This is a genomic window from Umezawaea sp., from assembly GCF_057122925.1.
The window spans coordinates 1-15,997 of record NZ_DBNGPQ010000002.1 but is presented as its reverse complement, the minus strand read 5'-3'; the positions used below and the strand labels follow the sequence as shown (position 1 = coordinate 15,997).

The window sequence follows — 15,997 nt, the reverse complement described above, 5'->3', positions numbered from 1 at the left end:
GGGTGCTCCGGGGGATCTCGGTCGAAGGTCGATGGGCGGTCGAACCGGTCAGGCGAGCCGGATCACGCCGTAGTCGAACCCCTTCCGCCGGTAGACGACACTGGGCCTGCCGCAGTCGGAATCCGCGAACAGGAAGAAGTCGTGGCCGACCAGCTCCATCTCGTAGAGGGCCTGGTCGACGGTCATCGGCTTGGCCGGGTGCTCTTTCTCGCGGACGATCCGGCCGGGGAGGTTGTCCTCGACGTCGTCCCAGCGCTGCTGAGCAGGAACTTCGGCCACACCCGCGTAGTCGTCCGAGGGGTCGGGGGCGTCGAGCAGAGCTGTCTGCCCGAGCCGCGCGCGCTGCGCGGACCCGTTCGTGTCGGTGGGGGTGACGACGGCCCCGAGGCCACTGGTCGCTTCCGCGACGGATGTCGGGCCGCGTCGCCCGTGGTGTACGCGCCTTCTGTCATGGGATCGGCGCAGGCTGTTCTCCAACTTGCTGACCGCCGAGTCGAGCGCGGCGTAGAAGTCGCCTGCGCAGGCTTCGGCGCGGACGACCGGTCCGCGACCCTTGCCGGTGATCTCGACCCGTTGGCAGTTCTTCGCCTGCCTGCGGTTCGGCTCGTGGAAGAGTTCCACGTCAAAGCGGATGACCTTGCGGTCGTAGCGCTCAAGCCGGGCCAGCTTCTCCGTCACGTGCACCCTGTAGTGATCGGGCACCTCGACGTTGCGGCCCTTAACGACGATGTCCATACACGACCTCCCTCGCTTTGCTGCGAGCTGTGGCTTGGATCAGTGCGGCACCGGAAACGCGAACATTAGTCGCGGATTGTCGCTGAGGGTCGTCCTCAACAAGTCTTCCGGCGCCAGGGTCATGGGCTTTTCGCCTCCTTCCCCACCGGGCCGGGAACGCTGATAGCGCAGCACGTTAGCCCGGTATTCATCTCAGCGACAGCCCCCGGGGCGGGGGAACTCGGAGAAAAACGCCCTGTCACGCTCCGCGACCGAAACTGGCCACTGGCCGTGCCACCGGGGGCACGGCCGGCAGCGCGCGGCGCCGCGGACTCACCCGGATGGCGCAGCGCGCGCCGCAGACCACTCGGCTGAGTCACCGCCGTGTTCCGGCTCCGGATGGACGTCATGTCCGGCCAACGGCCGACGTGGGCGCCAGGTTCCCGGCCGAGCGGAATAGATCCGATCCATTGTCGATGTTTATCCGGCGTCACTCTTGCGGGTGGTTTGAACTACCTGATCTTGGAGTGGATCTTCGTAGCCCGGGGTGAACGGGATTCACCGCACCCGCGCCGCTACCCGCCCCGGTCGAGCGGGTCAACCCGGTGGTGACCACCACCGGTGGGCGGCGGCGGACGTGAGGGCGAGGACGGCGTTCACCCCGACCCCGGCGGTGCGCAGGACGCGGGCGCACTCCGCCGCGGTGGCCCCGGTCGTCACCACGTCGTCGAGGAGGACCACGCCGGTGCCCGGCGGGGGCAGCGCGCCGGTCAGGCGGACGCGGCCCGCGAGGTTCGCGCGGCGGGCCGCGGCGGAGAGGCCCGCGGAGTCGCGCGTGCCGGGGGTGAGGACGAGCGCGGGGGCCACGGCCACCGGGACACCGGCGCTCGCGGCCGCCGCTCGGGCCAGGCGGAGCACGTGGGGTCCGCCCCGGCTGCGGCTGGCCGAGCGGCGGGACGGGGCCGGGACCAGCCACCAGGTGCCGTCGGCGTCGGGACGGGCCTCGGGGACGGAGCGCAGGGCCCGGCCGAGCAGGGCGCCCAGGCTCGTGGCGAGGTCGCGGCGGCCCCGCTCCTTGAAGGCGAGGACCAGGTCGCGGGGAGCGCCCCGGTAGTCGGCCAGCGCGTAGGCGGGGCGGCCGGGCAGGTGCGCGCGGGTCGGGGCGCCGAACTCCGCCAGGCAGGCGGGGCAGCACGCCCCTGGGCCGCCGCACCCCGCGCAGCGGGGTGGGAGGACGAGGTCCAGGAGTTGGGTGAGCACGGGGTCGAGGGTGCTCCCGGACACCGACAGTTCCCGGTCAGCCGGGGTAGAAGACGTACCCGGTGGACTCGGGCTTGACCTGGTTGCCGCGCCAGACGTCGCCGACCTCGCTGGCGCTCCACAGGCCGGAGCGGTCCAGGGCCAGGATGGGGCGGCCGGGCGCGGCGGCGATCGAGGTGATGGGCACGGTGAGGTTCGAGGTGTTGTAGCGCTCGATCTTCAGGCCGTCGATGTTGAGCCGGACCACCGGGCTGTTGGGCAGCGAGGTGCCCGCGACCAGCACGTCCTGGGCCAGCCAGTCGACGGTCTTGACGACGCCGTCCAGCGAGGTCGGCTGGGGCCTCGGGATGCGCAGGGCGATCGAGGAGTCCTCGCCGCGGACGACCGCGACGACGAAGAGCCTGCCGCTCACGACGACGGCGGCCCTCGTGCCGTCCCTGGAGAGCCGCAGCTCCTCGATGTGGCCGAAGCCGGTCAGCTCGGTGGCGTTGACGGAGTTGGCGCTCAGCGCGCCGCCCTCGCCGCGGACCACGCGGACCACGTTGGTGCCGTCGGCGACCGTCCACACCTCGGTGCCGGGCTGGCCGACGGTGTTGCCGGGCATCCACGTGGGTCTGGTGAGGCTGGCCGCGGGCAGCTCGACCTCGCGCAGCGCCTCCTCGGCCGGACCCACGCGGAGGCGGACGGCGTTCGGGCCGGTGCGGCTCACGACGGCGAGCTGCGACCCGTCGAGCGACTGGGCACCGCTGACGACGTTGTACTCCCCCGTGCCCGCGGGGCCCTTGACCTGGGCGTCCTCCGGCAGCGACAGGAGCTTGCCGCCGGTGGCGACCATGCCGCGCTCCTCGGCCGTCGGGGTGATCAGCGCTTCGCCGGACTGCACGTCGGCGGGCCGCCAGTCCGGCTTCTCCGTGGAGATGACGTCGCCGTCGAGCAGCACGCGCACCCGGCTGCTGGTGACCCCCGCCAGGGACCGCACGACCTGCGCGACGATCTTCTTGCGGACCGCGGGGCTCGGGTCGCCCAGTCTGGTGAGGTCGACCTCCAGCGCGCCGTCGTTGGCCTCGGCGGTGTTCTTGTTGATGCCCGCGTCCGGGCCGAGTTCGCTGAACAGCGCGCCGCGCATCGCGCTCGACGGGCCCTTGACCAGCAGTTCGACCACCCGCTGCGGGATGCCGCTCGCGGGTGGGATGACCACGAACCGGGGGTCCGGCACCAGGACGTTGCGGTCCTTGTCGTAGAAGAACAGGACCACGCGCTGGTAGTTGCGGGTGAAGTCCGCGATGGTGACGAGCACGCCGACCGGGGGCGTCGAGATGCGCCACTGCCCGTCGACCTGCTGGACCCGCACGGGCTCGTTCAGGTCACCGCCCTGCTGCACGAACGAGCTGTCCGCCAGCTCCAGCCGCCCCACGTTGCGGCCCAGCAGCTGGACCGTGCGCTCCTTGGCGTCCGCGGGCAGGTCGGCGTCGCCGGTGCTCGGCACGGTGTTGAAGGCGTTGTCGATGATCGTCGGCGTGCCCTTGGTGTTCCACGACTTCCGCGCGTCCGGCGTGAGGTACGCCTTCGCGGCGGCGTAGTCGACCTCGGGGTTGGCCGACGCCAGGATGAACTCGCGGACGATCTGGAGCGCGTCCAGGTCCTTCTGGGGCTCCGGGGCCTCGACGGACGTCTGGCGCGCCGCGGACGGGCCCAGCGGCTTCGGGTAGGTCTGCGTCGGGATGGCCGCGCAGCCCGCCAGCGGGAGCAGCGCCACCAGCAGGGCCAGCACTCGCGAGCGCCGTTTCACCGCGCCTCCTCGCGCTCGGAGGGCTCGGTCGCGTCGAGTCCGCCGACGGGGTGGGCGGACCGCCGGACGGGCTCGTCCACCGCCTTCTCCGAGTCCCAGGTGATCTTGACGGGTTCCTTCTCCGAGTCCCACGCGAGCTTCGGCGGCTCGACGTCCGACGGCTCCTGGACGGCGGGCTGCTCGTCCGGCTCGATGTCGCCGACCGGCTGCGCGGGCTGCCAGGTGATCTCGGACTCGGTCAGCTCCACCTGCTCCGGCGCGTCGTCCGCGTCCGACCCGACGACGTGCTCCGGCGCGTCGACCGGGCGCAGCGGCAGGGGGCTGCTGGTGATCTCGCGGCCGTGCGTGCACGGCAGGGTGAGGCGGAACAGGGCGCCGTGGCCGCGCTCGCCCCACGCCTCCAGCCAACCGCCGTGCAGGCGGGCGTCCTCCAGGCTGATGGACAGGCCGAGGCCGGTGCCGCCGGTGCGGCGGTTGCGGGACGGGTCGGCGCGCCAGAAGCGGTTGAACACCAGCTCGGCCTCGCCCGCGCGCAGGCCGACGCCGTGGTCCCGGACGGTGATCGCCACCGCGTTGCCGTCGCTGCGGACCGTCAGCTCGACCGGCAGGCCCTCGCCGTGGTCGACGGCGTTCGCGAGGAGGTTGCGGAGGATCCGCTCGACGCGCCGGGAGTCGAGCTCGGCCGTCACGTCGTGGTCCGGCATGTCCATGACGATCGTCGTGCCGTTGCCCTTGGCGATGGCCCGCACGGCGTCGTGGGCGCGGCGGGCGAGCACCCGGACGTCGACCGGGTCGGCGGCCAGCTCCTCGACGCCCGCGTCGAGCTTGCTGATCTCCAGCAGGTCGCCGAGCAGCGACTCGAACCGGTCCAGCTCGTCCACCAGCAGCTCGGTCGAGCGGGCCAGGCCGCCGGGGAACTGCTCGCGCGAGGCGTGCAGCACGTCGGCGGCCATCCGGACCGTGGTCAGCGGGGTGCGCAGCTCGTGCGACACGTCCGAGGTGAAGCGGCGCTGGAGCTGGCCGAAGTCCTCCAGCTGCTGGATCTGCTCCTGGATGCTCTCGGCCATCTCGTTGTAGGACTGGGCGAGCCTCGCGACGTCGTCCTCGCCGACCACGGCCATCCGCTCGTCCAGGCTGCCGTCGGCGAACCGCTCGGCGACCTCGGCGGCGTGCCGGACCGGGCGGACGACCTGCCGGGTGACGAGGTTCGCGATCACCGCGAGCAGCAGGAGCAGGACGAGCCCGCCGACGATGAGGGTGTTCTGCACGACCTCGGCCGTGGCCTGCTCGCTGGTCAGCGGGAACAGCAGGTAGAGCTGCATCGCGCGGGCCGACGTGCTGACCGGGACGCCGACGACGAGCAGCGTGGTGGGGCCCGCCTCGCGCTCCACGGTGGTGATCTGGCTGCCCGAGAAGCCGCTCTGGACCATCTTGGCGAGGCCCTCGGGCACCTCCCAGTACGGTCCGACGGAGTTCGGCTGGCCGTCGACGCCCATGTTGCCCGCGTCGTCGAAGACGGGCTCGAACGCGCCGGCCCCGGAACTCGCGACGTCCTGGCCGGAGCTGGCGGTGTTGAGCTTGTTCACGGCGCTGAGGAAGCGCGTGCGCACGGTGTCCGGGCCGGGGTTGAGGCCGAGGAGGTCCGGCTGCACCGCGGCGGCGCTGGCCTTCGTCTGCTGGATCGCGGCGTTGGTCTTGGTCTCCAGCAGCTGGTTGGTGATCTGCATCTGGAGCACCATTCCCAGCACGAAGACGACGGCCGAGGACAGCGCGAGGGTGCTGACCACCACCCGCAGCTGCAACGACCGCCGCCACAGCTCGCCGAACGCGAGCCACCGCCTGCGCGCCTGCTCCGCCACCCGCCGCCCGTTGCGGACGGCGGGGAGGAGCAGCCGCGTGAGCCACGTCATCCCCGGCTCCCCCCGGACATCACGGAGGACCGGCCTTGTACCCGACGCCGCGGACGGTCAGCACGACCTCCGGGTGCTCCGGGTCCCGCTCGACCTTGGACCGCAGGCGCTGGACGTGCACGTTCACCAGCCGGGTGTCGGCCGCGTGCCGGTAGCCCCAGACCTGCTCCAGCAGGACCTCCCTGGTGAACACCTGGCGCGGCTTGCGCGCCAGCGCCACCAGCAGGTCGAACTCCAGCGGCGTGAGCTGGATCGGCTTGCCCTCCCGCAGCACCTCGTGCCCTGGGACGTCGATGCTCAGGTCGCCGATCGCCAGCGTCTCCGCCGGCTCGTTCTCGGTCCGCCGCAGCCGCGCCCTGATCCGCGCGACCAGCTCCTTCGGCTTGAACGGCTTGACCACGTAGTCGTCGGCGCCGGACTCCAGGCCCAGCACCACGTCCACGGTGTCGCTCTTCGCCGTCAGCATGACGATCGGGACGCCCGACTCCGAGCGGATCGCCTTGCACACGTCGATGCCGTTCATGCCGGGCAGCATCAGGTCCAGCAGGACCAGGTCGGGCTTGAGTTCGCGCAGCGCGGGCAGGGCCCTCGCCCCGTCGGCCACCACCGCGGTGTCGAAGCCCTCACCCCTCAGCACGATGGTCAGCATCTCCGCCAACGCGGGGTCGTCGTCCACCACCAGCACACGTGCCTTCATGCCCGACATCGTTGCACTGACGGTCGGCCGTTCGCGCACCGCCCAGCGATCATCGCTGCTGGTCGTCGCGCGGGTTCGATCCGTAACCATCTGGTGCCGTCGTTCCACCAGGCCACCTCGCCCTGTTAGCGCCGCTGAGCGGTTGTCTCGGACTAATACGCGGCACGCTCACTATTCGTTACCGAAGGTCCCGAACCGTTCGCGAAAACCCACTCTTACGGTCTAGAAGGCCGGGGTCAACGCTGGCCTGGCAGGTGAACACCGCGTGACGATCAGGGACCGAACAGGCGATCCACGACAGGGGTGATCGTCACGTCCGCCGACCCGTCGAGCACCTCCCACGGCCCGAGCCAGCCGTCGGCGGCCAGGTCGTCGTAGACCGCGGCGCAGCGCTGCTGGAGCCCGTCGTCGGACTCGTAGAGGTCGCGGGCGCGGTCGGCGTCGGACGCCTCGCGCCGGGCCGCGCGGTCCGCCGCGACCGCCGTCGGCACCCTCAGCAGCAGCTGGAGGTCCGGGACCGGCAGCCCGAACCGGTCGACCTCCAGCGCGCGCACCCACTCCACGAACTCGCCCCGAGCGCCCTGGCCCAGCCGGGCGGCGCCGTACGCGGCGTTCGACGCGACGTACCGGTCCAGCAGCACCACGTCGTACTGGTCCAGGTCGGCCCTGATCCGGTCGGCGGCGCCCCGCCGGTCCAGCGCGTAGAGCACGGACATGCCGTGCACGGAGTCGGTGAGGTCGCCGAGCCTGCCGTGCAGCGCGTCGCGCACCAGCTCGGCGTGCACGTCCTCCTCGTAGCGGGGGAACGCGCCCGTCACCACCTTCGCGCCGCGCTCGGCCAGCTCCGCGGTCAGCGCACCCGCCAGGGTCCGCTTGCCCGCACCGTCAAGTCCCTCGATAACCACGAGCTTTCCCACCTGCCCACCCTAGTTGTGCGGCGGTCCGTCACCGCCGGACGCAGGCGAACGCCGTAACCGTCCCAAGCCTGTAACCCACATGGGTGAAACAGGATCTTCCGGTCACCAGATCGAGTGACTACGGTGAACCAACACTTCGGCGTGCGGAAGGTGGTGCCGCGGTGACCGCGGACTTCGGGCACGCCGGTCCGGCTGACGAGCCGACCGGCCTCCCGACCGGAGAGGTGCCCGCCTCACTTGCCGAAACGCTCCGCTACGGGCCGTTCCACCGGGCCCTGCGCGACGCCATCGCCCACCGGGGGCTCTCCCTGGCCCGGCTGCGGGCGCACATCGAGCAGCTCGGCGTGCAGGTGGGCCAATCGACGCTCAGCTACTGGCAACGGGGTCTCCGTCACCCGGAAGTGCCCAGGGCGATCCCGACCGTGCGGGCGTTGGAGGTCGTCCTGAAGCTGCCGACCGACTCGCTGACCGCGCTGATCGGCCCCCGCCACCCACCGCACGTCCGCCCGACGCCCTCGGCGTTCGCCGAACTCGCGTCGGCCTGGGCGGACACCGTGCCGCTGCCGTCGGAGTTCGACGCCATCCCCGAGTCGTCGAGGTCGAACGCGGGGCTGGAGGTGCTGTGCGTGCACGACGCCGTGCTGGTCGGCGGCAGGCACGAGCAGCGCGCCGTGACGACCCGGCTGGTGGTCAGGGCGCTGCGCGCCGGACCCGACCGCTACCTGGCCGTGCACCAGGGCGACGAGGGCAGCCACATCGAGAGCGCCGCCATCCGTCCGGGTGAGGGTTGTCGGCAGGGGCGGCTGCGCAGGCAGGCCGCGTCGCGCGGGCTGGCGGTGGAACTGCTGTTCGACCGGCGGCTCGCCGAGGGCGAGGAGCACGTCTTCAGCTACACCGTCGTGGACGACACCGGCGGCCCCACGCCCGGCCACCACCGCACGTTCCGCGACCCGTGCCGCAGCTACCTCGTGCAGCTGGGCTTCCACCGCCGGGCGCTGCCCGCCCGGTGCACCAAGCAGTTCCGCAGCGGACCGACGGCGACGCCGGTCGACGTGGAGGAACTGGTGTGCGGGCTCGGTGGGGTGGTGAGCGCCTACTTCAGCGACGTGGGCCCCGGCACGGCGGGTGTCTCCGTCGAGTGGAGCTGACGCACGGCCGCTCCTCCGGGGACGGCGCGAGCGGGCAGTTCGGCCCCGACGTCGTTCGAGTCGGGCGGAGACCTCGTCACCACCCGACTCGAACGACCTGCCGACGCGGCCCCGCGGGGGCCCGCGGTCGGCTCAGTACCTGTAGTGGTCCGACTTGTACGGGCCCTCGACGTCCACGTCGATGTACTCGGCCTGCTCCTTGGTGAGCTTGGTCAGCTCACCGCCGAGGGCCGCGAGGTGGATGCGCGCCACCTTCTCGTCGTGGACCTTGGGGAGGCGGTAGACCTCCTTGTCGTACTCCTCGTGCTTGGTGAACAGCTCGATCTGCGCGATCACCTGGTTGGAGAAGGAGTTCGACATGACGAAGCTCGGGTGGCCGGTGGCGTTGCCCAGGTTGAGCAGGCGGCCCTCGGACAGCACGATGATCGACTTGCCGGACGGGAAGACCCACTCGTCGACCTGCGGCTTGATGTTGATCCGCTGGACGCCGGGGTAGCGGGCGAGGCCCGCCATGTCCAGCTCGTTGTCGAAGTGGCCGATGTTGCCCAGGATCGCCTGGTGCTTCATGCCCGCCATGTGCTCGGCGGTCACGACGTCCTTGTTGCCGGTCGTCGTGATGACGATGTCGGCGGTGTCGAGCACCGACTCCAGGCGCTTGACGTCGTAGCCGTCCATGACCGCCTGCAACGCGCAGATCGGGTCGATCTCGGTGATGACCACCCGAGCGCCCTGGCCGCGCAGCGACTCGGCCGCGCCCTTGCCGACGTCGCCGTAGCCGCAGACCACGGCCACCTTGCCGCCGATGAGCACGTCGGTGCCGCGGTTGATGCCGTCGACCAGCGAGTGCCGGATGCCGTAGCGGTTGTCGAACTTCGACTTGGTGACCGCGTCGTTGACGTTGATCGCCGGGAACAGCAGCGTGCCCGCCGCGGCGAGCTGGTAGAGCCGCATGACGCCGGTGGTGGTCTCCTCGGTCACGCCGCGGATGCCCTCGGCGATCTTGGTCCACTTCGAGGAGTCCGCCGCGAGCGAGGCGCGCAGCGTGTCGAGGACGACGGTCCACTCCTCGGAGTCGTTCTCGTCAGGCTGCGGGACGACGCCCGCCTTCTCGTACTGCACGCCGTTGTGGACGAGCATCGTGGCGTCGCAGCCGTCGTCGAGGATCATGTTGGGGCCACCGTCGGGCCAGGTCAGCATCTTCTCGGTGGCCCACCAGTACTCGGGCAGCGTCTCGCCCTTCCAGGCGAACACCGGGACGCCCTTCGGCTCCTCGGGCGTGCCGTGCGGGCCGACGACGACGGCCGCGGCGGCGTGGTCCTGGGTGGAGAAGATGTTGCAGGACGCCCAGCGGACCTCGGCGCCCAGCGACACGAGCGTCTCGATCAGCACGGCGGTCTGCACGGTCATGTGCAGGGAGCCGGACACACGGGCTCCCTTGAGGGGGTACACCTCGGCGTACTCGCGGCGCAGCGCCATCAGGCCGGGCATCTCGTGCTCGGCGAGCCGGATCTCCTTGCGGCCGAACTCGGCGAGCGACAGATCGGCCACGGCGAAGTCCAGCCCGTTGCTGGTGTGCAGCCTCGCGGCCTCGATGTCGGCGGTCATCCTCGGTTCCCTCCAGAGCAGCACTAACGGGTCAATCGACCCTACCGCCGCCACGCCGGGCCGGTCCGTTCGCCGTGATCGGGTGGCCCATGGCCCACTATGGCCCTTCGACCTCACCACGCGGAGCTGCAGTTAGGACCGACGATGCTCATTCCAGGCCCCGACACACGGGTCGTCGAGTTGCGGGTCCACGGCGTGCAGGGCACGACCCCGCACTCGCTCGTGGACGCGGTGGCCGCGGTCGACGTGGCGGGTGACGGGCTGGGTCGGATCGTGCGGCCCGCCGACCGGTTGCGCAGGCCGGGGCCGGGCCCGGTGCTCCAGGCCGAGGGGCGTCCGGTCACGCGGGTGGTCGAGGGTTACGTGTGGGGCGCGATGACGTCCGGCGGCTGGGCGAGGGCCTCGTGGGCGGTGCTGTTCCCGTTCAGCCTGGCGAACGCGGCGCACTGGATGCTGCCGCCGGTGCCGGAGCGCAGCACGCCCGCGCACCTGCTCGGGATCGGTCTGCGGTCGCTGCTGCGGCTGGCCGCGCTGCTGCTCACCGTGCTGCTGGTGGCGCAGACGGCGGTCGTGACGCTGGACCTGCTGGCCGCGCAGTGCCTCGCGCCGGGCTCCGCGTGCCTGGCCGACGCGGTGCCCGCGTCGCTGCGGACGGTCCCGTGGGTCCGAACGGCCGTCGGGCTCGTGCCCGTCGCCCTGCTGGTCCTCGTGCTGGCCCGGCTGTCGACCGTGGACTGGCGCGTCGACCGGCCGGAGCGCGACGACGAGCCGGGGGCGTCCGTGCTGCCCGGCGCGCACGTCGCCACCGACCCGGACACCCCGGCGCTGCGGTCGCTGCACGTCGTCGCCGCGCTCGGGGCGGTGGTGGTGATCGTGCTCGGCGGTCCGCTCGGCCCGCTGGTGGCGCCCGGCGGGCACGGCGCGGCGATCACGGTCGCGTGGGTGCTGGGGCTGGTGCTGGTCGCGGTGTCCGCGCTCGGCGTGATGCTGCTGGACGACCCGACGGGCGGCGCCCCGCACCGCGGTGGCCGCTGGCTGCGCGCCGCCGCGGGACACCGCCGCCGTCACGGGCTGGTGCTCGGAGCCTGCGTGCTGCTGGTCGTGGCGGGCGCTCTGGTCACGCACCTGCCGCCGCGGATGCCGGGCGTGGACGTCGGCGTGCAGGTCCTCGCCGCGCTGCTGGTGCTGGTGTGCGTGCTGTTCGGGCTCCTGCTGGTGCCCGCCGCGCTGCTGGCGCGCCCGGCGTGGTCGGCGCAGCCGCGCGAGCTGCGGCCGTGGGCGGGCGGGTGGATGGCCGCGCCGGTGCTCGCCGTGGCGGGACTGCTGGGCGGCGGCTTCGGCGCCGGGGTCGCGCTGACCGCGCGGTGGCTGCTCGGCGGCGGGCTGCCGCTGCCCATCGGCTACGGCTACATCTCGCTGCTGTGGGGCGTCGCGGGCGTGCTCGGCCTGCTCGCCGGGCTCCTCGTCGTCGCGACCACCGGCGTGGTCCGCTGGAACTCGCTGCGCCGGGACCGGGAGTGGGGGCGCGAGGCGTCGCTGCTGCACTCCGGTCGGGCGCGCGACGTGGAGCTGGCGTCGAAGGCGTGGTGGTGGGCCCGGTGGGAGCGCAACCACAGCCACCACGTGCTGCTGATCCTCGCGGCCGTGCTGGTCGCGGGCGCCGTGCCCGCCATCGCGCTGCGGCTGCGGCGGGTCGAGCCCGCCGCGTGGACGAAACCGCTCTCCGCGTTCGGGGTCGTCGTGCTGGGCCTGCTCGCGGTCGCGCTGCTGCGCGCGGTCTGGCTGGCCGCCCGCAGGCCTCAGTCCGGGCGGCGGCTCGGGATCCTCGCGGACATCGCGTCGTTCTGGCCGCGCGAGGCGCACCCCGTCGTGCCGCCCTGCTACGCGCTGAAGGTCGTGCCGGAACTGGTGGCGCGCACCCGTGAGCACCTCAAGGACCGGGGCACCCGCGTGGTGCTGACCGGGCACAGCCAGGGCAGCCTGCTGGTCGCCGTGGCCGCCGCCCGGCTGCTGGAGGTGCTGCCGCCCGAGGACCGCGAACGCGTCGGCCTGCTGACCGCGGGGTCGCAGTTGCAGTGGGCGTACCCGAGGGCGTTCCCGGCCGTCGTTCCGCACAGCTCGCTGGCCGCGCTCGCGGGTGGTCTCGACGGCCGGTGGCGCGCGCTGTGCCGCGGCACGGACCCGCTCGGGGGCGCCGTGACGACGTGGGGCAGGCAGGTGTTCGACGGGATGCTGCTCGGCGTCGGCTACCTCCCCGACGGCACGGAGGGCGCGCTGCCGCCCGCGGTGCGCGGTCCGAACGGCGCGCTGGTGCTCGGCGGCGACCACTGGCTGCCCGACCCCGCGCGCGGGCCGTTCCCCGGCAGGCGCTGGGCTTCCGGGGTGTGCGGCCACTCCGACTACACCGCCGACCCCGAGTGGGACCGGGCCGTGGCCATCGCGGCCGGGCTCAGCCGGGTCGACTCCCCCGACGAGCCGCTGAGCGGTTCGCTGCCCGCCCTGCCCGTCGCGCGGAGGGCCGTGCTCCCCGACAACCTGGTGAAACCGCTCCCGCAGCCTTCGGAACCCCGATCACCCTGAGGTCCGGTCGTGCGCGGCGACCGCCGCCTCCCCCGACCCGTGTTCCGGTCCCGAGGCGAGGGGACGACGTCGGGCCGTCGCCCTGCCGCGCCAGCGCATCGGCACCACCGCGGTCGTGCACGTCGGCGACGGGCGCTCCCCGTCCGGGCCGGCGGGCGCCGGCGCGGAGGTCGGAGCTGTTCGGCCGCAGGTGCACTCGCCCCCAGGCCTGATCGGCTGCGCCCGGCTGCTGGACGAGGTCTGGTGACACCGTCCACTTCGGACCGACCGGCTACGGCCGCTCCCCCCGCGGCGCTGTTCTGACCGATGCCGGTGTTCGGCCTGCTGTGTCGTCGCCGCGCGACGGGACCGGCACCAACGCGGGCGGCTGGTGGACGGTCTCCACCAGCCGCCCGCGCCGCTGACCCTGGAGAACCGCGAGGGCCTGCCGGCCAGCCGGACGGTGCTGAAGTCGTTCCTCAACACCGTGCCGTCGACGATCCTGGTCGTGGTGCTCTCGGCGCTCGCGGCGTACGCGACTCCCCCGCGATCGACGTCGGAACCCCGGCCCGGCGGGCCGCACCGGCAACACCCCGCACACCGGTGCGGCCGCTGCGCCACTACGTCGTCCAGGCGTTCTCCACCACGGGGGACCGGTCGCGCAGCGGCTCCCACCAGGCCCGGTTCTCCGCGTACCAGCGGACCGTGTCCCGCATCCCGCGCTCGAACGGGACCTGCGGCTCCCAGCCCAGCTCACGCGTGATCTTGGTCGAGTCGAGCAGGTAGCGCCGGTCGTGGCCCGGCCGGTCCGGCACCTCGCGCTTGAGGTCCGGTGACAGGCCCAGCTCGTCCAGCACCAGGTCCGCCAGCTCCTCGACGCTCGCCTCCACGCCCGTGCCGACGTGGTAGGTCTCGCCGACGCGGCCCCGGTCCAGCACGGCCTCGATGGCCCGCACGTGGTCCAGCGCGTGGATCCACTCGCGGCGGTTGTCCTTCGACGCGTAGACGGGCAGCGGATCGCCGTCCAGGGCGCGGGTCGTGAACAGCGGCAGCACCTTCTCCGGGAACTGGTGCGAGCCGTAGTTGTTGGCGCAGTTGGTGATCGTGATCGGCAGCTCGAACGTCTCGTGGTAGGCGCGCACCGCGTGGTCGGCGCCTGCCTTGCTGGCGTTGTACGGCGTGCGCGGCCGGTACGGCGACTCCTCCGTGAACGCGTGCTCCGCGTCCAGCGCCAGGTCCCCGTAGACCTCGCACGTGGACACGTGGTGGAACCGCTCGACGCCGACCTGCCGCGAGGCCTCCAGCAGCGCCTGCGTGCCCAGCACGTTGGTGCGGAAGAACCGCGCCGGGTCCAGCACGGCCAGGCTGTTGTGCGACTCGGCCGCGAAGTTCACCACCACGTCGACCCCGTGCTCCCGCAGGGCCTGCTCCGCGTCGGCGATGTCCGCGTGCACGAACGAGATCCGGTCGCGCACGTCCGCGAGGTTGGTCTCGGTGCCCGCGTAGGTCAGCGCGTCCAGCGCCACCACGTGGTCGGCGGGGTGCTCGCGCACCCAGTGGCGGACGAAGTGCGATCCGATGAACCCGGCGGCTCCGGTCACGAGGAGGGTCGTCATGGCGACGACGCTACCGACGGAGCCACTCCTCCGGCGCGTCGGTGAACCCGTCCAGCGCCTCCTCCGTGCGGGCGCGGACCCAGAGCCACTCCCCTCCGTCCACCCGCACGAGCACGTCCGGACCCGTGAACCACCGGCTGCCCCCGTCCGCGGGGTAGTCCGGCAGGGGCAGCCGCGTGGCCCACCGCTCCACCAGCGCCACCTCGTCGGCGGTCACCTCGTCGCCCCAGGAGAGTTCCTCCGGCACGAACAGCGACTCGCTGAGCACCAGTTCCACGAACGCCACCGACAGCCGGTCGAGCCACGGGCTGATCGGGTCCGCGTCCGGGTCGGCCAGGCTCACCCGCACCACGACCCGAGGGTCGTCCCGCTCCAGGTCCTCCACCGGCACGCCCCAGCGCGCGACCCACTGGTTCTCCTCGCGGAACACCAGCATCCCGTGCTCGACGGACAGCTCGTCCGGCGGCAGCAACCGGTCCTGGTTGGCGGTCAGGTCCTCGCGCCGCCCGAACAGCCGGTACGCCTCGCGCAGCGCGGCGGGCAACCGCAGCCCGAGCCGGGCCTCGGCCGCGTCGAGTTCGGCGTCGTCGACCCCGTCGGCGTCGGTCAGCGGCGCCACCCACCCGGCCGCGAAGTCCCGGACGAACGTCCACGCGGCGGCCCGGTCGTCCAGCGCACGGAGCAGGGCGGATCCCATCGACACGGCCCGAACCCTACGAAGCGCGGTGGGCGCGCGGGCCGTGACCCCACCGGATGCCGCCGTTCGGGGCGGATTTACCCGAACGGGGCAATTTCTGAAGTTTCGATGAACTCGGCGTAACACGGTGTCGATCGGGCTCGATGAACCGACCGCCCAGACACACAGAGCACGAGGAGTGCGGCAGCGGATGGCCGAATTCACGATCGGGACAGAGCAGGACAACGACGTCCGGGATGGCGCTCCGAGCCGGTCCGACAGCCGGGAGCTCGACCCCGGCGTGCTCGCACAACTCACCGCCCTGCGGTCGCTGGTCGACCGGGCGGTGGGGACGCACGACCTCGACCAGGCCGCCGGATCGAGGTTGGCGGCCGTGGTCGACTCGGCCAACGCGGAGGCCCTCGCACCGACCCCGCGGGTCGAGCGGATCGAGGCCGACCTGGTCGACGCCAAGGGCATCGCCGCGGGCGCGCCGACGGTGGTAGCGGTGATCGAGGGCGTCGTCATGACGCTGACCGGCTGACGGCGTGCGCGAGTTACCCGACGAGCAGTGGCTGCTCCGGCACGCGGACAGCGTGGTCGACCGGATCGGTGTCCCGTACTGGGACGGACTCGCGGTCGGGCTGAAGGCGCTGGCCGGAGGTGATCACGCGGAGGCGCGGCGGAGCCTGGAGGACGTGGTGCGCAACGAGCCGCGCAACCTCCACGCCCACTACTACCTCGCGCTCGCCCTGCTGGAGGGCAAGCGACCGCGGCGGCACGGGTCGGACCTGATCAAGGAGGTCGGCGTGCACCTGCGGCACGCCGCGGAACTGCCGCAGGCCGCCGTCCTCTCGGCGCTGGTCAAGGAGGACCACGGCCTGCACTGGCTGCCCGGCGACGCCCTGCCCGACGAGCTGGCGGCGCTGGTCGCGCGGGTGGATCCGGGCCAGGCGGCGGAGATCCTGGTGCACGTCCCGGCTCCGGAGAGCGGTGTGTGGACCGCGCTGAGGGCCAGGACGGGCTGACGGCGGTGTGGTCGGCTCCCCCCACGCGGGAGCCCCCCCCACCCGCGGGGCACCAGCCGGCGGGCGGGTTCACCCCCG

General features: G+C 72.8%; 13 protein-coding genes. 4 read left to right on the top strand and 9 right to left on the bottom strand.

The genetic code is table 11. The annotated features are described in order from the left end of the window. Positions 1-48: 48 nt before the first annotated feature. The 6 genes from hpf to AC156L_RS00095 all read right to left on the bottom strand — a co-directional run bounded on the left by hpf (position 49) and on the right by AC156L_RS00095 (position 7,287). On the bottom strand, positions 49-735 hold the full coding sequence (gene hpf / locus AC156L_RS00120; RefSeq protein WP_330879577.1) for a ribosome hibernation-promoting factor, HPF/YfiA family: 687 nt from the start codon (positions 733-735) through the stop codon (positions 49-51). A gap of 576 nt (positions 736-1,311) precedes the next feature. Continuing rightward, positions 1,312-1,974, bottom strand: coding sequence for a ComF family protein (locus AC156L_RS00115; protein WP_330879576.1), 663 nt, complete (start codon positions 1,972-1,974; stop codon positions 1,312-1,314). Positions 1,975-2,011: 37 nt separating this feature from the next. Next, positions 2,012-3,763, bottom strand: coding sequence for an LpqB family beta-propeller domain-containing protein (locus AC156L_RS00110; RefSeq protein ID WP_330879575.1), 1,752 nt, complete (start codon positions 3,761-3,763; stop codon positions 2,012-2,014). Beyond that, positions 3,760-5,673 carry an MtrAB system histidine kinase MtrB gene (mtrB, locus tag AC156L_RS00105; RefSeq protein ID WP_330879574.1) on the bottom strand — a complete coding sequence of 638 codons (1,914 nt, stop codon included), beginning with the start codon at positions 5,671-5,673 and terminating at the stop codon, positions 3,760-3,762. Before mtrB ends, AC156L_RS00110 begins: the two co-directional genes overlap by 4 nt. A gap of 19 nt (positions 5,674-5,692) precedes the next feature. Then, positions 5,693-6,370: an MtrAB system response regulator MtrA gene (gene mtrA, locus AC156L_RS00100; protein ID WP_259627158.1), complete on the bottom strand. Its 678-nt coding sequence runs from the start codon at positions 6,368-6,370 to the stop codon at positions 5,693-5,695. Between the two features lie 272 nt (positions 6,371-6,642). Beyond that, a complete protein-coding gene (locus AC156L_RS00095; protein ID WP_330879573.1) occupies positions 6,643-7,287 on the bottom strand; it encodes a dTMP kinase in 645 nt (214 codons plus the stop codon). Positions 7,288-7,448: 161 nt separating this feature from the next. Here AC156L_RS00095 and AC156L_RS00090 point away from each other — a divergent pair, with 161 nt between their 5' ends. Continuing rightward, on the top strand, positions 7,449-8,435 hold the full coding sequence (locus AC156L_RS00090; protein ID WP_330879572.1) for a hypothetical protein: 987 nt from the start codon (positions 7,449-7,451) through the stop codon (positions 8,433-8,435). A gap of 132 nt (positions 8,436-8,567) precedes the next feature. Here AC156L_RS00090 and ahcY read toward each other — a convergent pair whose 3' ends face one another. Then, on the bottom strand, positions 8,568-10,040 hold the full coding sequence (gene ahcY / locus AC156L_RS00085) for an adenosylhomocysteinase (protein WP_330883445.1): 1,473 nt from the start codon (positions 10,038-10,040) through the stop codon (positions 8,568-8,570). 144 nt (positions 10,041-10,184) lie between these two features. Here ahcY and AC156L_RS00080 point away from each other — a divergent pair, with 144 nt between their 5' ends. After that, complete coding sequence (locus AC156L_RS00080) at positions 10,185-12,620, top strand: hypothetical protein (RefSeq protein WP_330883447.1); 2,436 nt, start codon at positions 10,185-10,187, stop codon at positions 12,618-12,620. 599 nt (positions 12,621-13,219) lie between these two features. On the opposite strand, the gene rfbB is transcribed toward AC156L_RS00080, so the two are convergent. Then, positions 13,220-14,215, bottom strand: a complete 996-nt coding sequence (gene rfbB / locus AC156L_RS00075) for a dTDP-glucose 4,6-dehydratase (protein ID WP_330883449.1) — start codon at positions 14,213-14,215, stop codon at positions 13,220-13,222. A gap of 10 nt (positions 14,216-14,225) precedes the next feature. Next, on the bottom strand, positions 14,226-14,918 hold the full coding sequence (locus AC156L_RS00070) for an SMI1/KNR4 family protein (RefSeq protein WP_330883451.1): 693 nt from the start codon (positions 14,916-14,918) through the stop codon (positions 14,226-14,228). A 184-nt stretch (positions 14,919-15,102) separates the two neighbouring features. Here AC156L_RS00070 and AC156L_RS00065 point away from each other — a divergent pair, with 184 nt between their 5' ends. Together AC156L_RS00065 and AC156L_RS00060 are read left to right on the top strand one after the other, a co-directional pair. Further along, positions 15,103-15,435 (top strand): hypothetical protein, encoded by a 333-nt coding sequence (locus tag AC156L_RS00065; protein ID WP_330883453.1) that lies wholly within the window; start codon positions 15,103-15,105, stop codon positions 15,433-15,435. A 4-nt stretch (positions 15,436-15,439) separates the two neighbouring features. After that, positions 15,440-15,919: a hypothetical protein gene (locus tag AC156L_RS00060; RefSeq protein WP_330883455.1), complete on the top strand. Its 480-nt coding sequence runs from the start codon at positions 15,440-15,442 to the stop codon at positions 15,917-15,919. Positions 15,920-15,997 lie beyond the last annotated feature (78 nt).